Here is a 19392-nt window from a genome sequence, read left to right on the forward strand (position 1 = left end):
CCGGTCACGCGTACTGAGAAAGGAGCGTGACCGGCGAGCTCACCTCGACCCCGGCTCCGGTCCGGGCGGGCTGCAGGCCCTGGATGAGGTAGAACACGGCCAGGGCGGTGGCGAGTACGCCGAGGAGCAGTCGGAGCGTCCTCTCCGGCAGGCGGGGCTGGAGCCGGGCGCCGAGGTAGCCGCCGAGGAGTCCGCCGGCTCCGCAGAGCAGGCCGAGGAACCAGTGCGGGGCGATGTCGCCGCTGGTGGTCAGGGCCAGGATGCCGTAGGTGCCGGCGCCGACGATGGAGGTGACGAACGTGGAGGCCAGGGCTGCCGGCGCGATCTGGGACATCGGGGTGCCCCGGCCGGCGAGCATCGGACCGAGCAGCGAGCCGCCGCCGATGCCGTAGATGCCGCCGATGACGCCGGTGACGGTGCTGAGGCCGAGGATGGTTTGCCGTGGCAGCGGTGGGCGGTCGGCTGTGCCGGGGCGCAGGGCTCGCGCGCAGAGCCAGAGTCCGAGCGGGAGCAGGACCGCGGCAGCCACCAGGCGGAAGACCTGCGGTCCGGGGATGGCGAAGACCCGGATGACGGCTCCGAGGATGACGCCGGGAACCGTGCCGGCGATCAGTAGTCGCGCGAGCGGGCCGGTGAGCTGGCCGTTGCGCCGGTAGCGGGCCAGCGCGCCGGGGCCGGAGACGACGTTGAACAGCAGGTTCGTGGGTGTGACCGCGGGGCTGGGCACGTGCAGCACGCTGAGCTGGACCGGCAGCAGGAACACCGCGCCGGACACGCCGACCGGCGAGGTGACGATCGAGATGAGCAGTCCGGCGGCGAATCCGAGGAGCCCGTCCTGCCAGCTGCTCATGATCGGAACTTTACGTCAGTTTCGGGGCCACACCTGGACCGGCACCCGGGGGAACGCCGCCGTCAGGAACCGTTCGGTGAGGTGGTCGCGGAGCAGGCAGTCCGGCCAGTTGTCCAGCACTTCGGGCAGGGTGCGGTGGCCGAGGGCCAGCTGGAGAAGGGCGGCCGGCGGGACGGCGGCGTGGGTCCCGGGGTCGGTGGACGGGCTGTCGGCACCCCGGATGGCCGTCACGGTCGCCAGTTCGCCGCCGGTGAACTCCAGGCGGGCGGCGCGGCCGTACATGTCGATGGTCAGCGCCGGCTCGTGCCAGCGCAGGCCGGCCGTCTGCCAGCGGGCCCGCAGCAGCGGTTGGAGCCGGGCGAGCAGGTCGGCCGGGTCGCCGGTGCGCACGTACCAGCCTCGGGGGCGCTTCGGTACGCCGGGCAGGCCGAGCCGGGCCAGCGGGTGGGCCGGATCGAGGATCGGGCGGACCGCGGTGAACGGACGGTCCTCCGCCGCCGCGTACTCCCGGCCGATGTGGCCCAGATATGCCCGCATGACTTCGACGGCCGCCGGCCAGCGGGCCGGTTGCTCGCAGGCCGCCGCGAACACCGCGAGCTCGCCGGCCGCGGACAAACGGGCGCCGTGCACCAGATAACCCAGTGCCCCGGAGCCGTCCGTCAGTACCGCGACCGAGCGCCGCGCGAGGTCGGCCGTGCGGCGCCCGGCGATCTCGTACCGCCAGACCGCCGCGTCCCTCGGGCAGATCAGGACGTCCCCGCCGGCGAGCCGCGAGTCGATGCCGGCGAGGGCGTCCGCGTCGACGGCCGTCGCGGGGCGGATCGCGAGGCCGCCGGGCCGGCTCGTGGTGGCCGGCAGCTCGGCGGCGGGCACGGTCGCGGCACCATCGTTGGCCAGGGCGTAGTCGTAGCCGAGCCGCCGGTAGAAGTACGGGATTCCCTCGATCATCTGGACCGGGACGCCGGCGGTCGCGTACCGCTCGTGCAGCGCGGCGAACAGCCGTTCGGTGAGCCGGTTCCCGCGGTGCTCCGGTGCGGTGCCGACCAGTTCGATCTGGGCGACGGGCAGCCGTACTCCCGCCAGGTTCCAGTCCTGCCGCAGGCCGACGAGGCTGGCCACCGGGCGGCCGGTGACCTGGTCCTCGGCGACCAGGAAGTCGTCGGGGGTGACCGAGGGGTGACCGTCCAGCAGGTCCTCGACCCAGGCGGCGATGCCGGGATGCGGTTTCCCGCCGGTCACCGCCTGGAGCTGGACCGCTGCTTGCAGCTCGGCCAGCGCGGCGGCGTCGGAGGTCCGGCCGGGCCGGATGATGTAACGAGCGGTGTCCCCAGTCATGCCTTACGTTCTATCAGTTCCCGGCAAGCGGGCCGTCCACGTGTCGGCCTCGATGAGCAGCCGACCGACCGGGCCGCCGGACGACTGATACAACATCACCATGACTGAAACAGATGCACGGCCTCCGGCCGGCCTGCGCGAGGCGATCGAACAGGGCCGCACCACGCTCGGTATCGAGCTGGGGTCGACCCGGATCAAGGCCGTGCTGACCGGCCCGGGCCACGAGGCGATCGCGGTCGGCAGTCACGACTGGGAGAACCAGTTCGTCGACCGGGTCTGGACGTACTCGCTGGAGGCGGTCTGGGCCGGCCTGCAAGGCTGCTACGCCGCGCTGGCCGAGGACGTACGCCGGCGCTACGGGGTCGAGCTGCGCACCACCGGGGCGCTCGGCGTCTCCGCGATGATGCACGGCTACCTCGCCTTCGACGCCGAGGGCGAGTTGCTCACCCCGTTCCGCACGTGGCGCAACACCAACACCGGCGAGGCCGCCGAGCAGCTGAGCGAGCTGTTCGGCTACAACATCCCGCACCGCTGGAGCATCGCCCACCTGCACCAGGCAGTTCTCAACGGCGAGGACCACATCGGCCGCCTGGCGCACCTGACCACGCTCGCCGGGTACGTGCACTGGCAGCTCACCGGCCGGCAGGTGCTCGGCACCGGCGACGCCAGCGGCATGTTCCCCATCGACATCGCGACCGGCGGCTACGACGCCCGGATGCTGAACCAGTTCGACGACCTGGTCGCCGGGCGCGGCCTGCCGCTGAAGCTGGCCGAGCTGCTGCCCGCCGTGCTGCCCGCCGGTGAGCCGGCCGGCGAACTCACCGAGGCCGGTGCGCGGCTGCTCGACCCCAGCGGCACCCTCCAGCCGGGCATCGCGATGTGCCCGCCGGAGGGCGACGCCGGCACCGGCATGGTGGCCACCAACTCGGTCGCCCGGCGCACCGGCAACGTCAGCGCCGGCACCAGCATCTTCGCGATGATCGTGCTGGACGGCCAGCTGAGCCGGATGCATCCCGAGATCGACCTGGTCACCACGCCGGCCGGCGACCTGGTCGCGATGGTGCACTGCAACAACGGCGCCAGCGAGCTGAACTCCTGGGCCGGCCTGTTCGCCGAGTTCGCCGCGGCGCTGGGAGTGGAGCGGGACAGCTCGACGATCTTCGAGACGCTGTTCCGTTCCGCGCTGGGCGGGGCGCCGGACGGTGGCGGGCTGATGGCGTTCAACAACCTGTCCGGCGAGCCGATCACCAAGCTGCACGAGGGCCGGCCGTTGTTCCTGCGTACGCCCGGCAGTGACCTCACCCTGGCCACCTTCATGCGTACGCAGCTGTACGCCGCGCTGGCCACGCTGCGCATCGGCATGGACGTGCTGCAGAAGGCCGAGTCGGTCCGACTGGACCGGATGTTCGCCCACGGCGGCCTGTTCAAGACCGAGGGTGTGGCGCAGAAGTTGCTCGCCGCGGCCATCAACACGCCGGTCTCGGTCGGCAACCTGGCCTCCGAGGGCGGCGCCTGGGGCATCGCGGTCCTGGCCGCGTTCCTGGTCGGCCGCACGCCCGGGCAGAGCCTGGACGACTACCTGACCACCTCGGTGTTCGCCGGCGCCCAGCTGGACACCGCCGAGCCCGACCCGGCGGATGTGGCCGGCTTCGACGCCTTCATGCAGCGTTACGTCGCCGCGCTGCCGGTTCAGCAGGCGGCCGTGGAGCACAGCTGACCACGACGCCGGGCGGTGGGCCCGCGATGCCGCGGGCCCACCGATAGCGTTGCAGGGGTGGCGGACGAGAATCTGATCATCGAGCTCAGCACGGCCGAGCTGCGCGAGGTCGCGGGCTATGCGGTGGCCTGCGCGGAACCCGCACTGGAGATCTTCGAACGGGAGTGCCCCGACGATCCGCGCCCACGAGCCGCGATCGACGCCGCGCGGGCGTTCGCGGCCGGCGGCGAGCGCACCAAAGCGATCCGGGACAGCGCGTGGGCGGCACAGCGGGCCTATCAGGAGACCCGCGACGCCGACCAGGCTGCGGCGAGCGACGCCGCACGGGCGGCCGTCGCCGCGGCCAGTGCGGCGTTCCTGCATCCGTTGGCGAAGGCGACCCAGGTGCTGCACATCCTCGGCCCGGCCGGCCACGCGGCTCGCGCGTTCGAACTCGACGCGGGCGACGACCGTACCGTCGGCGCCGGCTACCTGGCGAGGGCGCGGGACCTGGCCGGTCCGGTCGTGGTGAGCGTTCTGCGGCGCTACCCGGACGCGCCGGGCGGTCGCGGCCGCGTCGGGGAGCTGGTGCGTGAGCTGGACGCGTCGTTGCGGCACCCGGGCGCCGGCTAATCGAGACGCACGACTCACTTCTCCGGGCGCTGCCAGGGCTTCGCGGCGATGCCGTAGACCACGGTGGTGTAACCGGTGACCGTGCCGGCCGGGATGCCGCCCATGTCCTCGGTGAAGCGGTGGCGCTCACCGATGAACACGCCGGTCACCGGGTCGATGATGATCTCCTGCTGCTGGCCCGCGGCGGTGACGCCCAGGGCCGTACCGGTGCGCCCGTCGAGCGTCGCCCGCTGCTCGGTGATCTTCAGGACGGGTAGATGGGTCAGGGCCCGGTAGAGTGCCGCACGCAGATCGGCCGGGAGCCGGCCGCTGCGCAGTGCGTCGGCGACGTAGACGAGAACTTCCTGGTCCGGGTCCTGGCCGCGGCCGTCGGTGTCGTCACGCAGGCGGTCGTAGAGCTCACGTGGGTCGCGGGGCAGGCCGGCGATGAACTTGGCGGTGGGGCTCTGCCAGCCGCCGTCCGCGTTGCACAGGTCGCCCTGGTCCGGATAGAAGGATCCGCACCGGCCGCTGAGCCGCTCCGGCGCCGACCGGACGTCGAGTCCGGCGGCCTTGATCGCGGCATCGCTGCCCAGCAGGCGGGTGCGTTCGCCGGTGTCGGTGCGCAGCATGTACCACTCACCGACCGGGTCGGCCGGCACCCAGGTCTCGTCGCGGCTGCCGGCCAGCACGGCGGCGTCCGGGCTCTGACTGAGGTACATCGCGTGGGTGGCGATGTAGCGGTAGGCGCCGGCCGGCACCGGCTCGTCCACGGTCCGGATCTGGGCGTCGGCGGCGGCGTCCAGGGTGTGCGCCACCTCGACCATCGCGCCTTGCGGCGCGCTGTCCCGCAGCACGGCGACGCCGATCACCGCCCCGGTCAGGACGACGGCCGCGGCCGCGAGCGACAGCCGGGGCCGCAGGCGGCGCGTCACGGTCGGCTCCTCCACATTCGCCAGCACCCGTACGCGGACGCGGCGCAGCGTGTCCGCGTCCTCCTCCGGAACCGGGTACAGCTCGTGCAGGGCAACGTCGAGGTCGTCGGTCATGACGGGCCTTCCGTCGGCGGGAAAGTGGTGGCCGCGACAGCCCGCAGCGCGCGCCGGACCCGGTGCAGCCGGGACCGGACGGTGCCCTCCGGGATGCCGAGGGCGGTGGCTATCTCCCGGCTGTCGAACCCGGCGAGGCTGTTCAGCAGCAGCACTTCCCGGTCGCCGTCGGGGAGGGCGGCGATCGCGGCGGTCAGACCGGCCAGCCGGGTACGGGCGTCGAGCCGTTCCGCGACCCGGTCCTCGGTCCCGTCGTCCGGTGCGGTGTGCCCGGAGAGCCGCTGCGACATGCGCTGCTGCTGCGCCTGGACGCGGTGGTGGCGGCGGAGCAGGTTGACGGCTATGCCGTACAACCAGGCCCGGGCGGTGCCCCGCTCGGGGCGGTAGTCACCGCGAGCCGACCAGGCGGTCAGGAACGTCTCGGCGACCAGGTCCTCGGCCTGTGCCGCCTCGACCTGCCGGGCCAGATAGCGCCACAGACCCGGCGCGTGGTCGTCGAAGATCGCGGCGAACCGGTCCGACGCCTGCGGTCCGGCCAGCCACGAACCGGCCGGGAGATCGCCTCCTGCGGTCAAGGGCACCTCCCGGCCGGCCGTCCCCGCCACTCGTGAACTCATGTCAGGTATTGCCAGAAGTGGCGTTACGCGTTCACCAGTTTCGTGCTCAAGCCTGATAGCCGTTCAGGAAGGTGAGCAGGTCGTTGCCGAGCTGGTCCTTGTGCGTGTCGGTGATGCCGTGCGGCGCACCCGGGTAGACGATCAGCTCGGCACCCTTGACCAGCGCGGCCGACGCCTTGCCGCCCACCTCGAACGGCACCACCTGGTCGTCGTCGCCGTGGATCACCAGGGTGGGCACGTCGAACTTGGCCAGGTCGTCGCGGAAGTCGGTGGCCGAGAACGCGGCGATCGACTCGTACGCGTTGCGGTGGCCCGCCGCCATCGACTGCAACCAGAACGCCCGCCGGATGCCCTCGGACACGTCGGCCCCGGGCCGGTTGTTGCCGAAGAACGGCCCGTCGGCGAGGTCGCGATAGAGCTGCGACCGGTCGGCGGCGGATCCGGCCCGGATGCCGTCGAACACCTCGACCGGTACGCCACCGGGGTTGTCGTCGCGGCGCACCATCAGCGGCGGCACCGCCGAGACCAGCACCGCCTGCGCCACCCGGGCGGTGCCGTGCCGCCCGATGTAGCGGGTGATCTCGCCGCCGCCGGTGGAGAACCCGACAAGCGTCACCTCGCGCAGGTCCAGGTGCTCGATCAGAGCGGCCAGGTCGTCGGCGTACGTGTCCATCTCGTTGCCGTGCCAGGTCTGCGTGGACCGGCCGTGCCCGCGCCGGTCGTGCGCGATCACCCGGTAACCGTTCCCGGCCAGGAACAGCTGCTGCGCCTCCCAGCTGTCCGAGTTGAGCGGCCAGCCGTGGCTGAGCACCACCGGACGCCCGGCGCCCCAGTCCTTGTAGTAGATCTGCGTACCGTCGGAGGTGGTCACGAAGCTCATCGGGCGGCCTTCCGGATCAGTTCGGCGGTGGACCTGGGCTGGGAGATCATGGCGACGTGCGAGGCCTTCACCTCGACGGTGTAGGCGCCGGCGCGCTGCGCCATGAACCGCTGCGCGGCCGCCGGAATCAGGTTGTCCTCCCGCGCGACCAGGTAGAACGACGGGATCGTCCGCCAGGCCGGCACGCCGGAGGCAGACTGCAGGGTGGAGCCGTCGCCGGGCCGCTGGGTGGCCCACATGACGTCGGTCGTGGAGCGCGGCAGATCACCGGCGAAGACGGAGCGGAACACATCCTTCTTGACATATCCGTCGACGCCGCCGCTCCACGGCCGGAAGTCGATGGCGGTCTCCGGGTGGAGCTGGGTGCCGGGGAACTGGTTGGTCAGCCCGGCCACGGTCTCACCCGCGTCCGGCGCGAACGCCGCGATGTAGACGAGCGCCTTCACGTTCGGGTTGCCGGTGGCCGCGTTGGTGATCACGAAGCCGCCGTAGGAGTGTCCGGCCAGCACGACCGGGCCGGTCAGCGTGGCGAGGAAGCTCTTCAGGTACTCGGCGTCGGAGGCGACGCCGCGCAGCGGGTTGGCCGGCGCGAGCACGGTGTAGCCCTCGTGCGTGAGCCGCTTGATCACATCGGACCAGCCGGTGGCGTCGGCGAACGCGCCGTGCACCAGCACGATCGTGGGCTTCGGGCCCTTTCCGGAGGCCGCGGCGGGTGAGCCGCTCGCGGCGCCGACGGCGACCGCGGCCGCGGTGCCGGCCAGCACCGTGCGGCGGGATACGGGAGATGACATCAAGATCAAAGACCTTTCGCGCGTACGGCCGAAGTGGCCGTACCACGATGCAATCAACGCCGGCCGTTCCCGGCCATGCAGGACGACCGGCAGAACTTCCCCGGCTCAGTCAGCCGCGCAGCGCGGCCAGCGCCGATCGCACCTCACCGGTGACGTGCTCGTGTGCGGTGCCCTGGAAGAGTTCCAGCGCGCGGTTCAGCTCACTGCGGGCCTCGGCCGCGGCGCCCAGTCCGGCCCGGGCCATGCCGATCGCGAGGTGCACGTGGCCGAGCGCGCCCGGCTCGCCGTACTCGATGGCCAGCGGCATCGCCAGCTCGGCCTCCCGGATCGCCTCCCGCCAGCGTCCCAGCTCGACGAGCGCCTGCGCGACGGAGAACCGGGCCAGGAGGGTGGCACCCAGCGCGGGACGCGGTGCGACCGGGCGTAACCGCACTTCGCGCAGCGTCGACCGGAACTCCGCGAGTGCCTCGACATGCCTGCCCAGCGACATCAGGGCCAGTCCGATGCCCTGGAACAGTTGCAGGTATCCGTCGTGGTCACCGACCAGGTCGGCCAGATGCTGGGCCCGCCGGAACGCGTCAAGCGCCTCCTCGAACCGGCCGCTGAACCGCAAGGCCGTACCCAGGTATTGCAGCGCCCACGCCTCCTCCTTGACATCACCGAGCTCCACCGCGAGCCGCCGCGCCGCGAGCGCCGCCCGTGCTCCCTCGTCGAGCCGGCGAACGCAGGTGGTGGCCGCCCACGAGTAGTAGTTGAGGTGGACCACCTCGAGACGGCGGTCGGGCAGCCGTGCGGCGGCCGTGCGGGACAGGCCGTACACCTCGTACCAGCCCGGCCAGGTGACCATCGTGTCGGAGAACCAGTGCAGCGCCTCGGCCACGTCCACCACCAGCTGGTCGTCACCGGCCTCGGCGGCGATGCGCAGCGCGGCGAGCCAGTTGCCGGCCTCCGCCTGCAACCACTCCCCCGCCTCCTCCAGGGTGGCCAGCGGCACCGGGCCGTCCCAGCCCTCCGGCAGGCAGCCGTAGCCGGGCTCGAACCAGCGGCCGGCCACGATCGTCGTCTCCAGCAGCCAGCGGGCCATCCGGGTACGCGTGGCCGCCCGCATCCCGGCCGGCTCCTCCACCCGCAGCCGCTCGCCGGCGAACAGCCGGATCAGGTCGTGGAACCGGTAGCGGTCGGCACCCTCGTGTTGCAGCAGACCCAGCTCGACCAGCTCGTCGAGCCGGTCCGCCGCGTCGTACGGGTCCGAGCCGGTCAGCACCCCGGCCAGCGGCGCCGCGAAGTCGGCGCCCGGCACGTGCGCCAGCCGCCGGAACAACGCCGCGCCCGTGCCGGACAGCTGCGCGTGCGACAGCGCGAACGCGGCCGCCACCCCGGTGTCGCCGGTGTGCAGGTTGGCCAGCCGCCGATCCGCGTCGGCGAGGCGCGCCACCAGGTTGCCGACCGTCCACCCGGACCGGTTCGCCAGCCGGGTGCCGGCGATCCGCAACGCCAACGGCAGGTGCCCGCAGAGCCGGGACACCGTCTCCACGTCGCCGGCCGCCGCCGGGTCCGCGGCCTGCCCGGCGATCGCCCGCAGCAGCGCGGCGGACTCGGCCGGTTCCAGCGGTGCCAGGCCGATCCGGAGCACCCCTTCCAGCCCGCCGAGCATCCGGCGGCTGGTCACCACGACGAGCCCGGGGCCGGCACCGGGCAGCAGCGGGCGCAGTTGCGCCTCGTCCGCCGCGTTGTCGAGCACCAGCAGGCATCGCCGGTCCCGCAGAGTCGCCCGCACCTGGCTGCACCGCTCCTCGTCGGTGGAGCCGATCCGACGCGGGTTCACGTCCAGGGCCTTCAACAGCATGGTGGCCGCCTCACCGGCGGTCGCCGGCTCCGGGTCGACGCCGCGCAGATCCACGTGCAGCCGGCCGTCCGGGAACCGGTCGCGCAGCAGATCGGCGGCCCGCACCGCGAAGGCGGTCTTGCCGACGCCGGGCTGCCCGTGCACCACCACGACCGGCACCGGGCTGCTGTCCGAGCCGGTCTCGGCCGCGTGCCGGACCAGGTCGAGTTCCGCGCAGCGGCCCACGAAGTCGGTCACCGCCCGCGGCGGCTCGCACAGCCGCGGCCGGGCGGCGGCGGTGTGCATCCGCAGGGCGCGGGCGTCCTCCTCCAACCGCCGCCGCTCCGCGCCGGTCACCCGCAGCGCTTCCGCGAGGGCAGCGAGGGTACGCGGCTGCGGCGCCCGGATGTGCCCCCGCTCCATGTCGCTGATCGCCCGCACGCTGACCCCGGACGCCTCCGACAGCTGCTCCATGGTCATTCCGGTAGTACGCCGTAACTCGCGAAGCCGTTCCCCCAAAGGCATGCCGTCGACGCTAGGAGACGGCACGGGCCGCTCGCGTACGTAGAACTAAGTAATCCGCAGTGCCCTGGCCAGCTCCACCCGCGACCGGATGCCCAGCTTCGGGTAGATGCGCGACAGATGCGTGGTGACCGTACGCGGCGACACGAACAGCCGCTCCGCGATGTCCCGGTTGCTGAGCCCATCGGCCGCGAGCCGGGCGATCTGGGTCTCCTGCGGCGTCAGCACCGCCGCGTTCTCGGTGGGCCGGCGCAGCGATTCGCCGGAGGCGCGCAGCTCGGTCCGGGACCGGTCGGCCCAGGCGGTGGCGCCGAGCGCGTCGAACGTGGCCGCGGCGGCGCGCAGCAGCGGCCGCGACTCGGCGGGCCGGCGGCGGCGGCGCAGCCAGGCACCGTACGCGTGTTGCCGGCGCGCCTGCTCGAACGGCCAGCGGGTCAGCTCCTCACCGAGCGCCCTCTCGTACCCCGCCGCACTGTCCGCCAGCACCGCCCGCGCGTAGCCGAGGCCGGCCAGCAGTGCGGGGCCGCGCCCCTGCTCGGCGGCCGGGGTGAGCTGATCGACCAGCTCACGCAGCTCGGCGGTGGCACCGCAGCCGGCCGCCGCCTCGGCCAGATGCGCCACCAGGAAGTGCCCGGTGTAGGGGTGGTACGAGTCGTCGGCGGGATCGAAGACCCGGCGCAGCTCACCGAACGCCTCCTCGGGCCGGCCCGCACCGAGCGCCGCGATGCCGCGGACCTGGTGCACCCAGGCGAGCAGCGGGTTACGCCCGTACGGCAGCAGCGCGGCCTCCGTGGCGGCGGCCCGGTCCGCGGCGGCGTGCACGTCGCCGCGCAGCGCCTCCGCGGTTCCGGCGGCGGACCAGGCCGTCGGCAGCCAGTTCGGCTCACCGAGCTCGCGGGCGAGCGACTCGCCCTCCGGGATCAGGGCCAGCGCGGTCCGCGCGTCACCGAGGTGGGCGGCGTTCATCGCGTGCGTGATCAGCAACTGGTACAGGACACCGAGGCGGCCCTGCGCCCGCAGGCCGACGGCGGCCACGGCGAACAGCTCACAGGCCATCACGGAGTCACCGGCCGTGGCCGACGCCAGCCCGAGCCGCCAGGTGGTGTACGGATCGGTGCCTCCGGCCGCCGAAAGCCCTCGGATGCCCCGCCGGGCCCGCTCGCCGCGGGTGACCGGGGCGATCATCGACGCGAGCGCCGGCAGTAGCGGGTCGTCATGGACCGCCGTCATCTGGTCGATCGCCACGGCCAGCCGTTCGACGACGGCCGGGTCCGGGTTGGAGTAGTGCGTGCGCAACGCGATGGTGTTGATCAACCGCACCGCCCGCGCGGCCTCCCCGGCCGCGGCCAGGGCCTCAACCGTCTCCGCGAAGCCGATCAGCCGTTCACCGCCGGTGTACCGCGTGCCGTGGAACACCTCCTGGCGCAGCTCGTAGACGGCCCGGTCGCCCGGCGTGAGTTCGTGTACCCGGATCTCCGCCAGCAGACGTCTCGCGGCCAGGGTGTCGCCCTGTTCGGAGGCCATCTCGACGGCGGCCATCAGCCGGTTGCCGCGGGCCGCCGGGTCCTCGCTGAGCCGTGCCGCCCGTTCGAAAGCGGTCATCGCGATCCCGGCGGCCTGCCGGTGCTGGGCCCGCGTCGCCGTCTCGGTCAGCTGCCGGGCCAGTTCCTCGTCGGGTCCGTCCGCGGCGGCCGCCCGATGCCAGACGCCGCGCTCCGGATCCGCGCTCAGTACCTCGGCCAGCGCCGCGTGCACCCGCCGGCGCCGCACCGCGGACACCGACTGAGAGAGCGCGGACCGCAGCAGCGGATGCCGGAACCTCAGCCGGAAGTCGTCGACCTGCACCAGCCGGGTTACCACGGCGGGATCGACGTCCTCGTAGCCGGCCGCGCCCGGCTCCAGCAGGCGGCAGGCGCGGACCACCTCGTCCAGGTCGTCGCCGTCGTCGAGAGCCGCCACCAGCAGCAGGGACCGGGTGACCGGCGGCAACTCGCCGACCAGCCCGGAGAACGTACGCTCCAGCCGCTCGCTCAGCGGCAGCCGGCCCGGCGACAGGGCCGCGCCGCCGGAACGGGCCGCCGCCTCACCGAGCTCCACCAGCCCGAGCGGGTTGCCCTGGGCGGTCAGCAGCACCTGGGCGGCCAGGCTCGGCGCCAGCCCGGGCGCCACCCGCTTGAGCAGGGCGGCCGAGTCGTCGCTGTCCAGCGGCTCCAGCCGTACCTCGGCGAGCCCGGACCCGGAGAGCCGGCGGTTCACGTCCGGGCCGTCGCGCGCGGTGAGCAGCATCGCCGCTCGCTCAGCGCTGAGCCGTCGCGCGGCGAACGCGAGCGCCTCCCAGCTCGCCTCGTCCAACCACTGCAGGTCCTCCACGGTGATCAGCAGCGGGGTGTCCTCCGCGCTGACCACGTCGAGAAGCGCGGACGCGGCGCGGAACGGCAGGGTGTCCGGCGAACCCAGGATCCCCACCGCCGCGCCGGCCAGGTCCGGCGCGGTGCGCAGCAGGCGATGCAGTCCCGCGTACGGAATGTGCACCTCGGCCTGGACTCCGGCGGTTCCCAGCACCCGCACGCCGGACCCACCCGCGCGCCGCGCGCTCTCCTCCAGCAGCGCCGACTTGCCGATTCCGGCCTCACCGCGCAGCACGAGCGCGCCACCGTCCCCGGCCGCGGCACTCCCCAGCAGAGCCGACAAAGCCGCGAATTCCGATCGGCGGCCAAGGATCACCCGAGCATCCTAAGCGGCGGACACGACCTCTTTCGCAGGTCAGTCCCGGATGCCGGGCGATCGCGTGCGGAACCGGCCCGGATGTCGACGAAACGCCCGGCCACCTGCCTGGGCCCGGCGGCCGCGCTGGCGCCCGGGGTGGCAGACGGCTCGCGGGGGGACGCCGGGGGCGTTGCGTGAACTCGTACCCCTGAATCGAGCGGACCTTGACCCGCATCGGCCTGAAGTACGGCTGCCGGCCGCACCTTCGGCCGGTTTGATGTTCGGCCCGTGCTCCGATGAGTTCCGCGCCGTCTTTCGCCACGATCAATGCGGTAATCGCGGAGAACTGGGGGCGTTGTGAGATCGCATTGGCTGATTCCGACCGGGCTGGTGCTGCTCGCTGCCGTGCCGGTGGTGGCGGGCGGGCTCCGGCTGGTCGAGATGGCCGGCGGCGCCGCGGCGCTGCCGGACGGTGACCGGGTCACGTCGGCACCGGTGGCGCTGGTGGTGCACATCGTCACCGTCACCGTGTTCGGGGTGCTCGGCGCGTTCCAGTTCGGACGGCGGCGCCGCGGCGTCCGGCATCGGGTCGCGGGTCGGCTGGTGGCGCTGTGCGGGCTGGTCGCGGCCGGGACCGGCCTGTGGCTGACGCTGTTTCTGCCGCCCACGCCGCTCGACAGTGTTGTGCTGACCGGCGTCCGGGTGGTGGTGGTCGGCTACATGGCGGCGTCGCTCGTGCTCGGCTTTCTGGCGGTCCGGCGGCGTGACTTCGCCGGGCACCGGGCCTGGATGATCCGTGGATATGCGATCGGCATGGGTGCGGGCACGCAGTTCCTCACGCAGGCGGCCTGGCTGATGGTCGCCGGTTCGCTGACCGTGTCGGGTCGCGCCGGCACGATGACCGCCGCCTGGCTGATCAACGCTGTGGTGGCGGAACTGATCATTCGCCGTAAGCGGGTGAGGCGGGCGGTCCGTAGCGGTGGGACCCGCGTCTCAGCCGGCCGGCGGGGCGGTGCTGTCCCGCACGATCAGCTTGGTCGCCAGATCCAGGCCGGTCTGTGAGGCGGTCTCGCCGCGGCCGAGGGCCAGCGCCAGTTCGGTCGCGGCCATCGCCATCTCGGTGAGCGGCCGCGGTGTGGCCGCCGTCCTGGGTGAGCGGGGCGCGTATGACGTCCCCGTCGCGAACCGGCAGGCCGGCCGACTCCATCGCGGAGCGGTGCCCGTCCAGCCGTGCCTGGCAGTACAGGTGGTCGAGCCCGCCGATCACGGCGATCCGGCGGTGGCCCAGACCGATCAGGTGACGGGTCGCCGAGCGACCGCCGCTCCAGTTGGTGGCGCCGACGAAGGGCACGTCGTCGGGCAGTTCGCTGCTCGGGTCCAGGACCACGAACGGGATGCCGCGGGCGCGCAGCTGGTTACGTTCGTTCTCGGAGAGCTGCGCCACGGTGACGATGCACTCGGGGCGGCGGGCGATGGCGTCGTCGATCCAGTAGCGGATGGTGTTGTGCTCCGGCCCGAACTCGGTGAGGACCAGTCCCATCCGGTGTTCCCGCACGACGCGTTGCACGCCGCGGATGATCTCGACGCCCCACATGTGCTCGAGCTCGTCGACGACGAGTTCCATCACGTTGCTGCGCTGGACCGGGCTCGACTTGCGGTATCCGTACTGGGTGATCAGGGCCTCGACGCGGGCTCGGGTGTCCGCGGCGACGCCGGACCGCCCGTTGATCACCTTGGAGACGGTCGGGACGGAGACCCCGGCAGTCTCCGCGATGTACGAGATGGTCACCGGCTTGACCGGGTCCTGTCCCCGGTCGGCGTGCGCGTTCACGGCGCCAGGATAGGCGCGTAGTCGAACCAGTCGAATCGAACGGCGCCCGCGGCGGCGTACATGCCGAGGACCCGCCCGGTGAAGCCACCGGCCACTTCGGTGGACAGATACCGGCCGTCCAGTTCGGCCAGCACGTCGAACCCGCCTCCCGGGTCCTCGATGCCGAGGCGCAGCAGGTCCGGCTCCTGACGGGGTGTCCGCTGCCGGCGGGGGTGGCGAGCACGTCGATGCGCAGCCGGACCGGGCCGGCCGGCACCGGGCGCGGGGGCAGGGTGTGCCGGAGGGTGCCGAGCCGGGCACTGACCCGTACGCTGCCGTCGCCCGCCTCCACCTCGTAGTGGTGGCGTTCGTCGATGCGTACCGCCAGGCCGCCGCGACCGTCCGCGGTGTCGATGAGTGTCCGGACCCGGCAGGAGAGGTGCTGCTGCCGGCGGCCGGCGAAGGTGACCGAGGGGTCGTCCAGGGACGGGTCACGGGCGAGCAGGGTGAGCCAGCCCGGGCGTTCGGTGGTCGACACGCAGCCGGCCGGCCGGGACCGGACCGAGATCCAGCGAGGATGCAGCGCGGGCTCGTCGAAGTCGTCGTGCGTGGCCGCCGGGGCTGCCGGGCCGACCGGCCACGGAGCTGTCATGACCGGCTCCAGGTCGCCGACCACGGGCCAGCCGCCGGTCCAGCTCACCGGCGCCAGGAAGGTCTCCCGGCCCAGCACGTGCCAGCCCGGCGTCCCGCCGCGCGGCCGCACGCCCAGCAGCACCATCCACCAGGAGCCGTCGGGGGCCTGCACCAGGTCGGCGTGGCCGGTGTTCTGGATCGGCCGGTTGGTGCCGCGGTGGCTGAGGATCGGGTTGTCCGGGCACGGTTCGAACGGTCCGTCCGGCGCGGGTCCCCGGGCGATCGAGACGGCGTGCCCGCGCTCGGTGCCGCCCTCGGCGATCAGCAGGTACCAGTGGTCGCCGATCCGGTAGAGGTGCGGGGCCTCCGGCGCCTGTGCGCCCGCCGTGCCGGACCAGAGCCGCCGCGGCCGGCTGAGCACCCGCCCGGTGACCGGGTCGAGGCGCACCTGGGCGACCCCGGCGTACGTGCACCAGCAGCGACCTTCGGCGTCCCAGGCCAGGTCGGGGTCGATGCCCTCGACGCCGGGCACCGGGATCGGGTCGGACCACGGGCCGGCGGCATCTACCGCCGTGAAGATCATCGTGCCGCCGCCGGGAGCGACGTTCGTGGTGATCAGCCAGAACCGCCCGTCGTGGTGGCGCAGGGTCGGAACGTAGACACCGCCGGATGACGGGGTGGCCGGTGGCAGGCAGAGCTGGCCGGGGCGGTCCAGGGCGTTGCCGATCTGCTGCCAGCTGATCAGGTCGCGGCTGTGGAAAATCGGCAGGTCACAAGAACGCCTGGACGCCTTGAGGATCACCGCGCCTGGAATGTTGTTCTCGCGCTCAGCACCCTGCTACCACTGGCATTCCTGCTCGGGTCGGGCTTCGCTGCTCGTTGGCTTCACCCGGCGAGACTGGTCGCCCGGCCCGGGGTTCCGGCTTTCGACACGCACGCGAATCACCCTGTTCCTGGCACACCCCCAGCTGGTACGCCGGCGCGGTCTTCGGGTCGGCGGGCCCGCATCGCTGCCGGCGGTGGGCGTCGACGCGGAACTGCTCGACCGGGCGATCCACGAGTACGCGAACCGTCCCGACCTTCGTCCGGCCATCGGCTCGGAGGCGGAGCTGGCCTGGTTCTGAGCGATTTCCTGAACCGTCCGACCAAATGATGACGCGGTCCTCAATCCGATGACGGACGGCAGGCACGGCGATGCCGGAAACGATGGGACAGGCCGGGCAAGCGGCCCGGACCCTACGTCGAAGGCGGACACGTTGAGCGCGAAGAAGCAGTCGGACGGCCGATGGGCTCCCTGGTGGGTATACGTGGTGATCATCGTGGGTGCGAACTACGCCAAGCAGTACTTCGTGCGGGACTGGCCGGTGGCCGTCAACGCGGCGATCACGCTCGTCCTGGTCGGCTCGCTATATCTAGGTATCACCGCCGTGTACCGGAGCATGCGCAGCGCGGACCGGCCGCGGCGCTGATTCGGCCGTGCGATGCCGATGGGCGCGCAATACCGGCAAAGCTTCCAGCATCACGGCCTTCGCCCTCGCCGGTCTCGGCATGGTCATCGTCCGAATGTCGGGCACGTGGACGAGGCGGTACACGCAGAGCCAAATGCCGCTCGAATGGGGCTATCGAGCATCTGCGATTAAGCATTCGAAACGCGGCACACTACCATAAGAATGCGGCATCAACAAGTTGACATGAATTGATACGCTGCTCTCGCCTTACCCCTAAGGAGAGACACCGAAGTGAAGAAACTGTCAAGCGCCGCGTCCGTGCTCGCGCTCTCAATCGGAATCGCTATTGCCCCGGCGGCGTCTGCCTACGCTGCTGACGACCGGAGCGGGGCGGAACGGCTGAACATCCCGAACAGCAGCACGTGCAAGGCGGGTCGCACGGTCATGCAAGGCATGGTGGCCGGACCAGGCGGCCAGCTGTACATCATTTTCACGAAGGCAGCCGGCGCGGAGCCCGTCCTGTCCAGGTGGCTGCGCGACGGCTCAACCTGGGACGGCACTAGCTGGACCTGCGCCGGGATCCCCACTCCCATCTCGACACTCGGCCATGGCAACGACCTCGCCTACAACCCGAACTATCTGGGCCAGGGCCCGGCCTTGATTGCCACCCAAGGGAGTCAATCCGCGTTTCTGAGCGACAAGGTGACAGTCGTCCGCCTCAACGCCGACGGGACCGTTGGCACGACCGCGGAAGTGCGTCTGCCGATCGGCAACATCAGCGGCCTCTGCTACAGCGCGACGGCGGCCGGCGGAGCCGGCAAATACGCCGCCCGGCGGTTGGGTAGCCTGTGGACCCATCCCGGTGCCGGTGCGCTCACGAGTGGCTGGACGCTCGTGAAGAGCAACCTGACGAGTCACGACAATCGTTCCGACCAAGGCATCGACTGCTCTGAGAACTACATCTGGAACACCAAGTCGATCAACACCTCGACACCCGCTACCGGGTGGAACTGGGTGTACCAGTACAACTGGTCCGGAGGCGATGTGGAGAGCGACATCGGAATTCCGGGGAACAACCTGATCGACGAGATCGAGGATATCACCCACGTGGGCGGCGAATTCTTCGTCGGCGTCAACCGAAACGACGGGCTGGCCGACACCGTGAATGTATTCATCGAATAAACAGACGTTCGAAATGGCTCCGATCCGCGTGCGGATCGGAGCCATTCGTCTGGTTCCGGCCGGTCCGTCGCAGGTGCGGCTGAGGAACTTATCAGCTTCTCTCAGGCCGGTCACAGCCGAAGCTTCAGAGACTGCGCTCTATGGACAGCTCACCAGAACCCACGCCGCCGCGATGGGCGCGTCTTGCCGGAACAGTGGGCTGGATGGCACCCATCCTGGGGTTCGTACCGCTGCACGTCCCGTGGATTCTGGGCATCCCTTTCCTGGCCCATGAGGAAAGCTTCGACTCCTGGTACAACGGCCGCAGCAACGGCACGGAAGGCTATCCGGACGGCATCATGGGCATCCCCGCAGGCGCCATGTATCTCGGGATCCTGGCGCTGCTCGCCATCCTGGGCGGTGTCCTGTCACTGGGCCTGATCAGCTCTTGGGGCCGGGTCTTCCCCCGATGGGTGCCAGTGCTCGGCGGACGTCGAGTGCCACCGTGGATCCCCCTCACCCCGACCGTGCTCGGTTCGGTCTTGATGGTCGGCTATTCGCTCACGCTGCCCATACAACTGCCCCGTGCGATTGCCGAAGCGAGCCCCGATGATCCGTTCACGCTCACCGGCGCACTGATCGGCTTGCCGATTCTGCTGGCCTGGACGGTCGCGCTGCCGGCCGCCGGCTGGTCGTACTACCGGCGAACCCGCCGGAAGCGAATCTGACTCTCGGGAGTTCCTGCGCGGAGGGAGACCGGCACCGGATAGCGTCACCGGTATGGCCGTCGACGTCGAGCCGGTAACACCCGCCTCCGGACCGGACCTCTCCCGCATCCCGGTCACCGCGGCGATCAGCCTGATCGGCGTTCTCCTGACGGCCCTGTGCTTGACCACGGCGAAGTATCTGAACCACTCCGTCACCACCCGGGCTCTCGGGGTCCTCGCCACCGGCCTGGCCATGCTGGCGATCCTGGGTGCCCTGTTCGGCCAGCTCCGCCCGTCCCTGCGTACGACCCTGCCGGCAGCCCTGCTGACCGCCGTGGCGGTCATCCTCGCCACCACCGCCGCGTTGATCGTCGTCTTGCGTCCCGACGGCCCGCGATCGAGTTCGCCGCGCATGACGTTCGCCCTGACCCAGGATCAGGGTGTGGGTCTAACCCTGTCCGTGCACGTGGAGATACCTCGCCTATCCAGCCGGAGCATGGTGGACGCCACGCTGACCGGTGTCGGCTATGACGCCTCGCAAACAACCGTGCTGGCCCGCACCGTCGTACGACCCGACGACGCCTTCGCCCAGGTACTGCTCAGAGCCACGACAACCGAGGACTTCCAGAACGTTGTCGTGGCGGCGCAGACGGACGACCGTACCTGCCGTGCTGCGAGCCCCCTCACCGGCTCGATTCAGCAGATCCCCGACTTCACCTGCCGTGCCGCCGGGTAGCCCGGCGAGAACGC

Annotated in this window: 15 protein-coding genes and 3 pseudogenes; 7 read left to right on the plus strand and 11 right to left on the minus strand. The window is 71.8% G+C overall.

All coding sequences use genetic code 11. The annotated features are described in order from the left end of the window. Positions 1-4: 4 nt before the first annotated feature. Both I4J89_RS20565 and I4J89_RS20570 read right to left on the minus strand, forming a co-directional pair. Positions 5-850 carry a sulfite exporter TauE/SafE family protein gene (locus I4J89_RS20565; RefSeq protein ID WP_196415622.1) on the minus strand — a complete coding sequence of 282 codons (846 nt, stop codon included), beginning with the start codon at positions 848-850 and terminating at the stop codon, positions 5-7. 15 nt (positions 851-865) lie between these two features. Further along, entirely contained in the window at positions 866-2185 is a 1320-nt protein-coding gene (locus I4J89_RS20570; RefSeq protein WP_196415623.1) for a GNAT family N-acetyltransferase, read from the minus strand. Between the two features lie 100 nt (positions 2186-2285). Here I4J89_RS20570 and I4J89_RS20575 point away from each other — a divergent pair, with 100 nt between their 5' ends. Together I4J89_RS20575 and I4J89_RS20580 are read left to right on the plus strand one after the other, a co-directional pair. Next, positions 2286-3902 carry a xylulokinase gene (locus tag I4J89_RS20575; protein ID WP_196415624.1) on the plus strand — a complete coding sequence of 539 codons (1617 nt, stop codon included), beginning with the start codon at positions 2286-2288 and terminating at the stop codon, positions 3900-3902. Positions 3903-3959: 57 nt separating this feature from the next. Then, positions 3960-4514, plus strand: a complete 555-nt coding sequence (locus I4J89_RS20580) for a putative immunity protein (protein WP_196415625.1) — start codon at positions 3960-3962, stop codon at positions 4512-4514. Positions 4515-4528: 14 nt separating this feature from the next. On the opposite strand, the gene I4J89_RS20585 is transcribed toward I4J89_RS20580, so the two are convergent. From I4J89_RS20585 to I4J89_RS51535, 6 genes and pseudogenes are all read right to left on the minus strand, one after another. Then, positions 4529-5542: a CU044_5270 family protein gene (locus I4J89_RS20585; RefSeq protein ID WP_196415626.1), complete on the minus strand. Its 1014-nt coding sequence runs from the start codon at positions 5540-5542 to the stop codon at positions 4529-4531. After that, positions 5539-6159, minus strand: coding sequence for an RNA polymerase sigma factor (locus I4J89_RS20590; protein ID WP_196415627.1), 621 nt, complete (start codon positions 6157-6159; stop codon positions 5539-5541). The genes I4J89_RS20585 and I4J89_RS20590 overlap by 4 nt, the downstream gene beginning before the upstream one ends. Positions 6160-6205: 46 nt before the next feature. Then, positions 6206-7216 carry an alpha/beta fold hydrolase gene (locus I4J89_RS20595; protein ID WP_373688149.1) on the minus strand — a complete coding sequence of 337 codons (1011 nt, stop codon included), beginning with the start codon at positions 7214-7216 and terminating at the stop codon, positions 6206-6208. After that, positions 7120-7830 (minus strand): annotated as a pseudogene (locus I4J89_RS20600) (alpha/beta fold hydrolase); the annotation flags it as partial. The pseudogene I4J89_RS20600 and the gene I4J89_RS20595, both read right to left, overlap by 97 nt. Before the next feature lie 109 nt (positions 7831-7939). Then, positions 7940-10180 (minus strand): ATP-binding protein, encoded by a 2241-nt coding sequence (locus I4J89_RS20605; RefSeq protein WP_196415630.1) that lies wholly within the window; start codon positions 10178-10180, stop codon positions 7940-7942. Positions 10181-10225: 45 nt separating this feature from the next. Then, positions 10226-12901 (minus strand): helix-turn-helix transcriptional regulator, encoded by a 2676-nt coding sequence (locus I4J89_RS51535; protein WP_196415631.1) that lies wholly within the window; start codon positions 12899-12901, stop codon positions 10226-10228. Positions 12902-13324: 423 nt separating this feature from the next. Here I4J89_RS51535 and I4J89_RS20615 point away from each other — a divergent pair. After that, positions 13325-13768: pseudogene (locus I4J89_RS20615) on the plus strand (DUF2306 domain-containing protein); the annotation flags it as partial. 55 nt (positions 13769-13823) lie between these two features. Here the strand turns inward: I4J89_RS20615 and I4J89_RS20620 are convergent. From I4J89_RS20620 to I4J89_RS20625, 3 genes and pseudogenes are all read right to left on the minus strand, one after another. Continuing rightward, positions 13824-14714: a LacI family DNA-binding transcriptional regulator gene (locus I4J89_RS20620; protein WP_309238391.1), complete on the minus strand. Its 891-nt coding sequence runs from the start codon at positions 14712-14714 to the stop codon at positions 13824-13826. After that, the gene (locus I4J89_RS50890) at positions 14711-14848 is read right to left on the minus strand and encodes a beta-xylosidase family glycoside hydrolase (RefSeq protein ID WP_309238392.1); all 138 of its coding nucleotides are present in this window, start codon (positions 14846-14848) and stop codon (positions 14711-14713) included. The genes I4J89_RS20620 and I4J89_RS50890 overlap by 4 nt, the downstream gene beginning before the upstream one ends. 143 nt (positions 14849-14991) lie before the next feature. Further along, a pseudogene (locus I4J89_RS20625) lies at positions 14992-16128 on the minus strand (glycoside hydrolase family 43 protein); the annotation flags it as partial. 454 nt (positions 16129-16582) lie between these two features. Here I4J89_RS20625 and I4J89_RS20630 point away from each other — a divergent pair. The 4 genes from I4J89_RS20630 (at position 16583) to I4J89_RS20645 (ending at position 19378) form a co-directional block, all read left to right on the plus strand. Beyond that, the gene (locus I4J89_RS20630) at positions 16583-16795 is read left to right on the plus strand and encodes a hypothetical protein (RefSeq protein ID WP_196415632.1); all 213 of its coding nucleotides are present in this window, start codon (positions 16583-16585) and stop codon (positions 16793-16795) included. Between the two features lie 270 nt (positions 16796-17065). After that, positions 17066-17956, plus strand: coding sequence for a hypothetical protein (locus tag I4J89_RS20635; RefSeq protein ID WP_196415633.1), 891 nt, complete (start codon positions 17066-17068; stop codon positions 17954-17956). Between the two features lie 140 nt (positions 17957-18096). After that, positions 18097-18663: a hypothetical protein gene (locus tag I4J89_RS20640; protein WP_196415634.1), complete on the plus strand. Its 567-nt coding sequence runs from the start codon at positions 18097-18099 to the stop codon at positions 18661-18663. Between the two features lie 52 nt (positions 18664-18715). Next, complete coding sequence (locus I4J89_RS20645; protein WP_196415635.1) at positions 18716-19378, plus strand: hypothetical protein; 663 nt, start codon at positions 18716-18718, stop codon at positions 19376-19378. Positions 19379-19392 lie beyond the last annotated feature (14 nt).

This window comes from Actinoplanes aureus (assembly GCF_015704865.1).
GTDB lineage: Bacteria > Actinomycetota > Actinomycetes > Mycobacteriales > Micromonosporaceae > Actinoplanes > Actinoplanes aureus.

What these genes read in the sequence shown, in the direction of transcription:
- I4J89_RS20565 (WP_196415622.1), bottom strand. Translation starts at nt 850, where the DNA reads ATGAGCAGCTGGCAGGACGGGCTCCTCGGATTCGCCGCCGGACTGCTC.
- I4J89_RS20570 (WP_196415623.1), bottom strand. Translation starts at nt 2,185, where the DNA reads ATGACTGGGGACACCGCTCGTTACATCATCCGGCCCGGCCGGACCTCC.
- I4J89_RS20575 (WP_196415624.1), top strand. Translation starts at nt 2,286, where the DNA reads ATGACTGAAACAGATGCACGGCCTCCGGCCGGCCTGCGCGAGGCGATC.
- I4J89_RS20585 (WP_196415626.1), bottom strand. Translation starts at nt 5,542, where the DNA reads ATGACCGACGACCTCGACGTTGCCCTGCACGAGCTGTACCCGGTTCCG.
- I4J89_RS20590 (WP_196415627.1), bottom strand. Translation starts at nt 6,159, where the DNA reads ATGAGTTCACGAGTGGCGGGGACGGCCGGCCGGGAGGTGCCCTTGACC.
- I4J89_RS20605 (WP_196415630.1), bottom strand. Translation starts at nt 10,180, where the DNA reads ATGCCTTTGGGGGAACGGCTTCGCGAGTTACGGCGTACTACCGGAATG.
- I4J89_RS20640 (WP_196415634.1), top strand. Translation starts at nt 18,097, where the DNA reads ATGGACAGCTCACCAGAACCCACGCCGCCGCGATGGGCGCGTCTTGCC.
- I4J89_RS20645 (WP_196415635.1), top strand. Translation starts at nt 18,716, where the DNA reads ATGGCCGTCGACGTCGAGCCGGTAACACCCGCCTCCGGACCGGACCTC.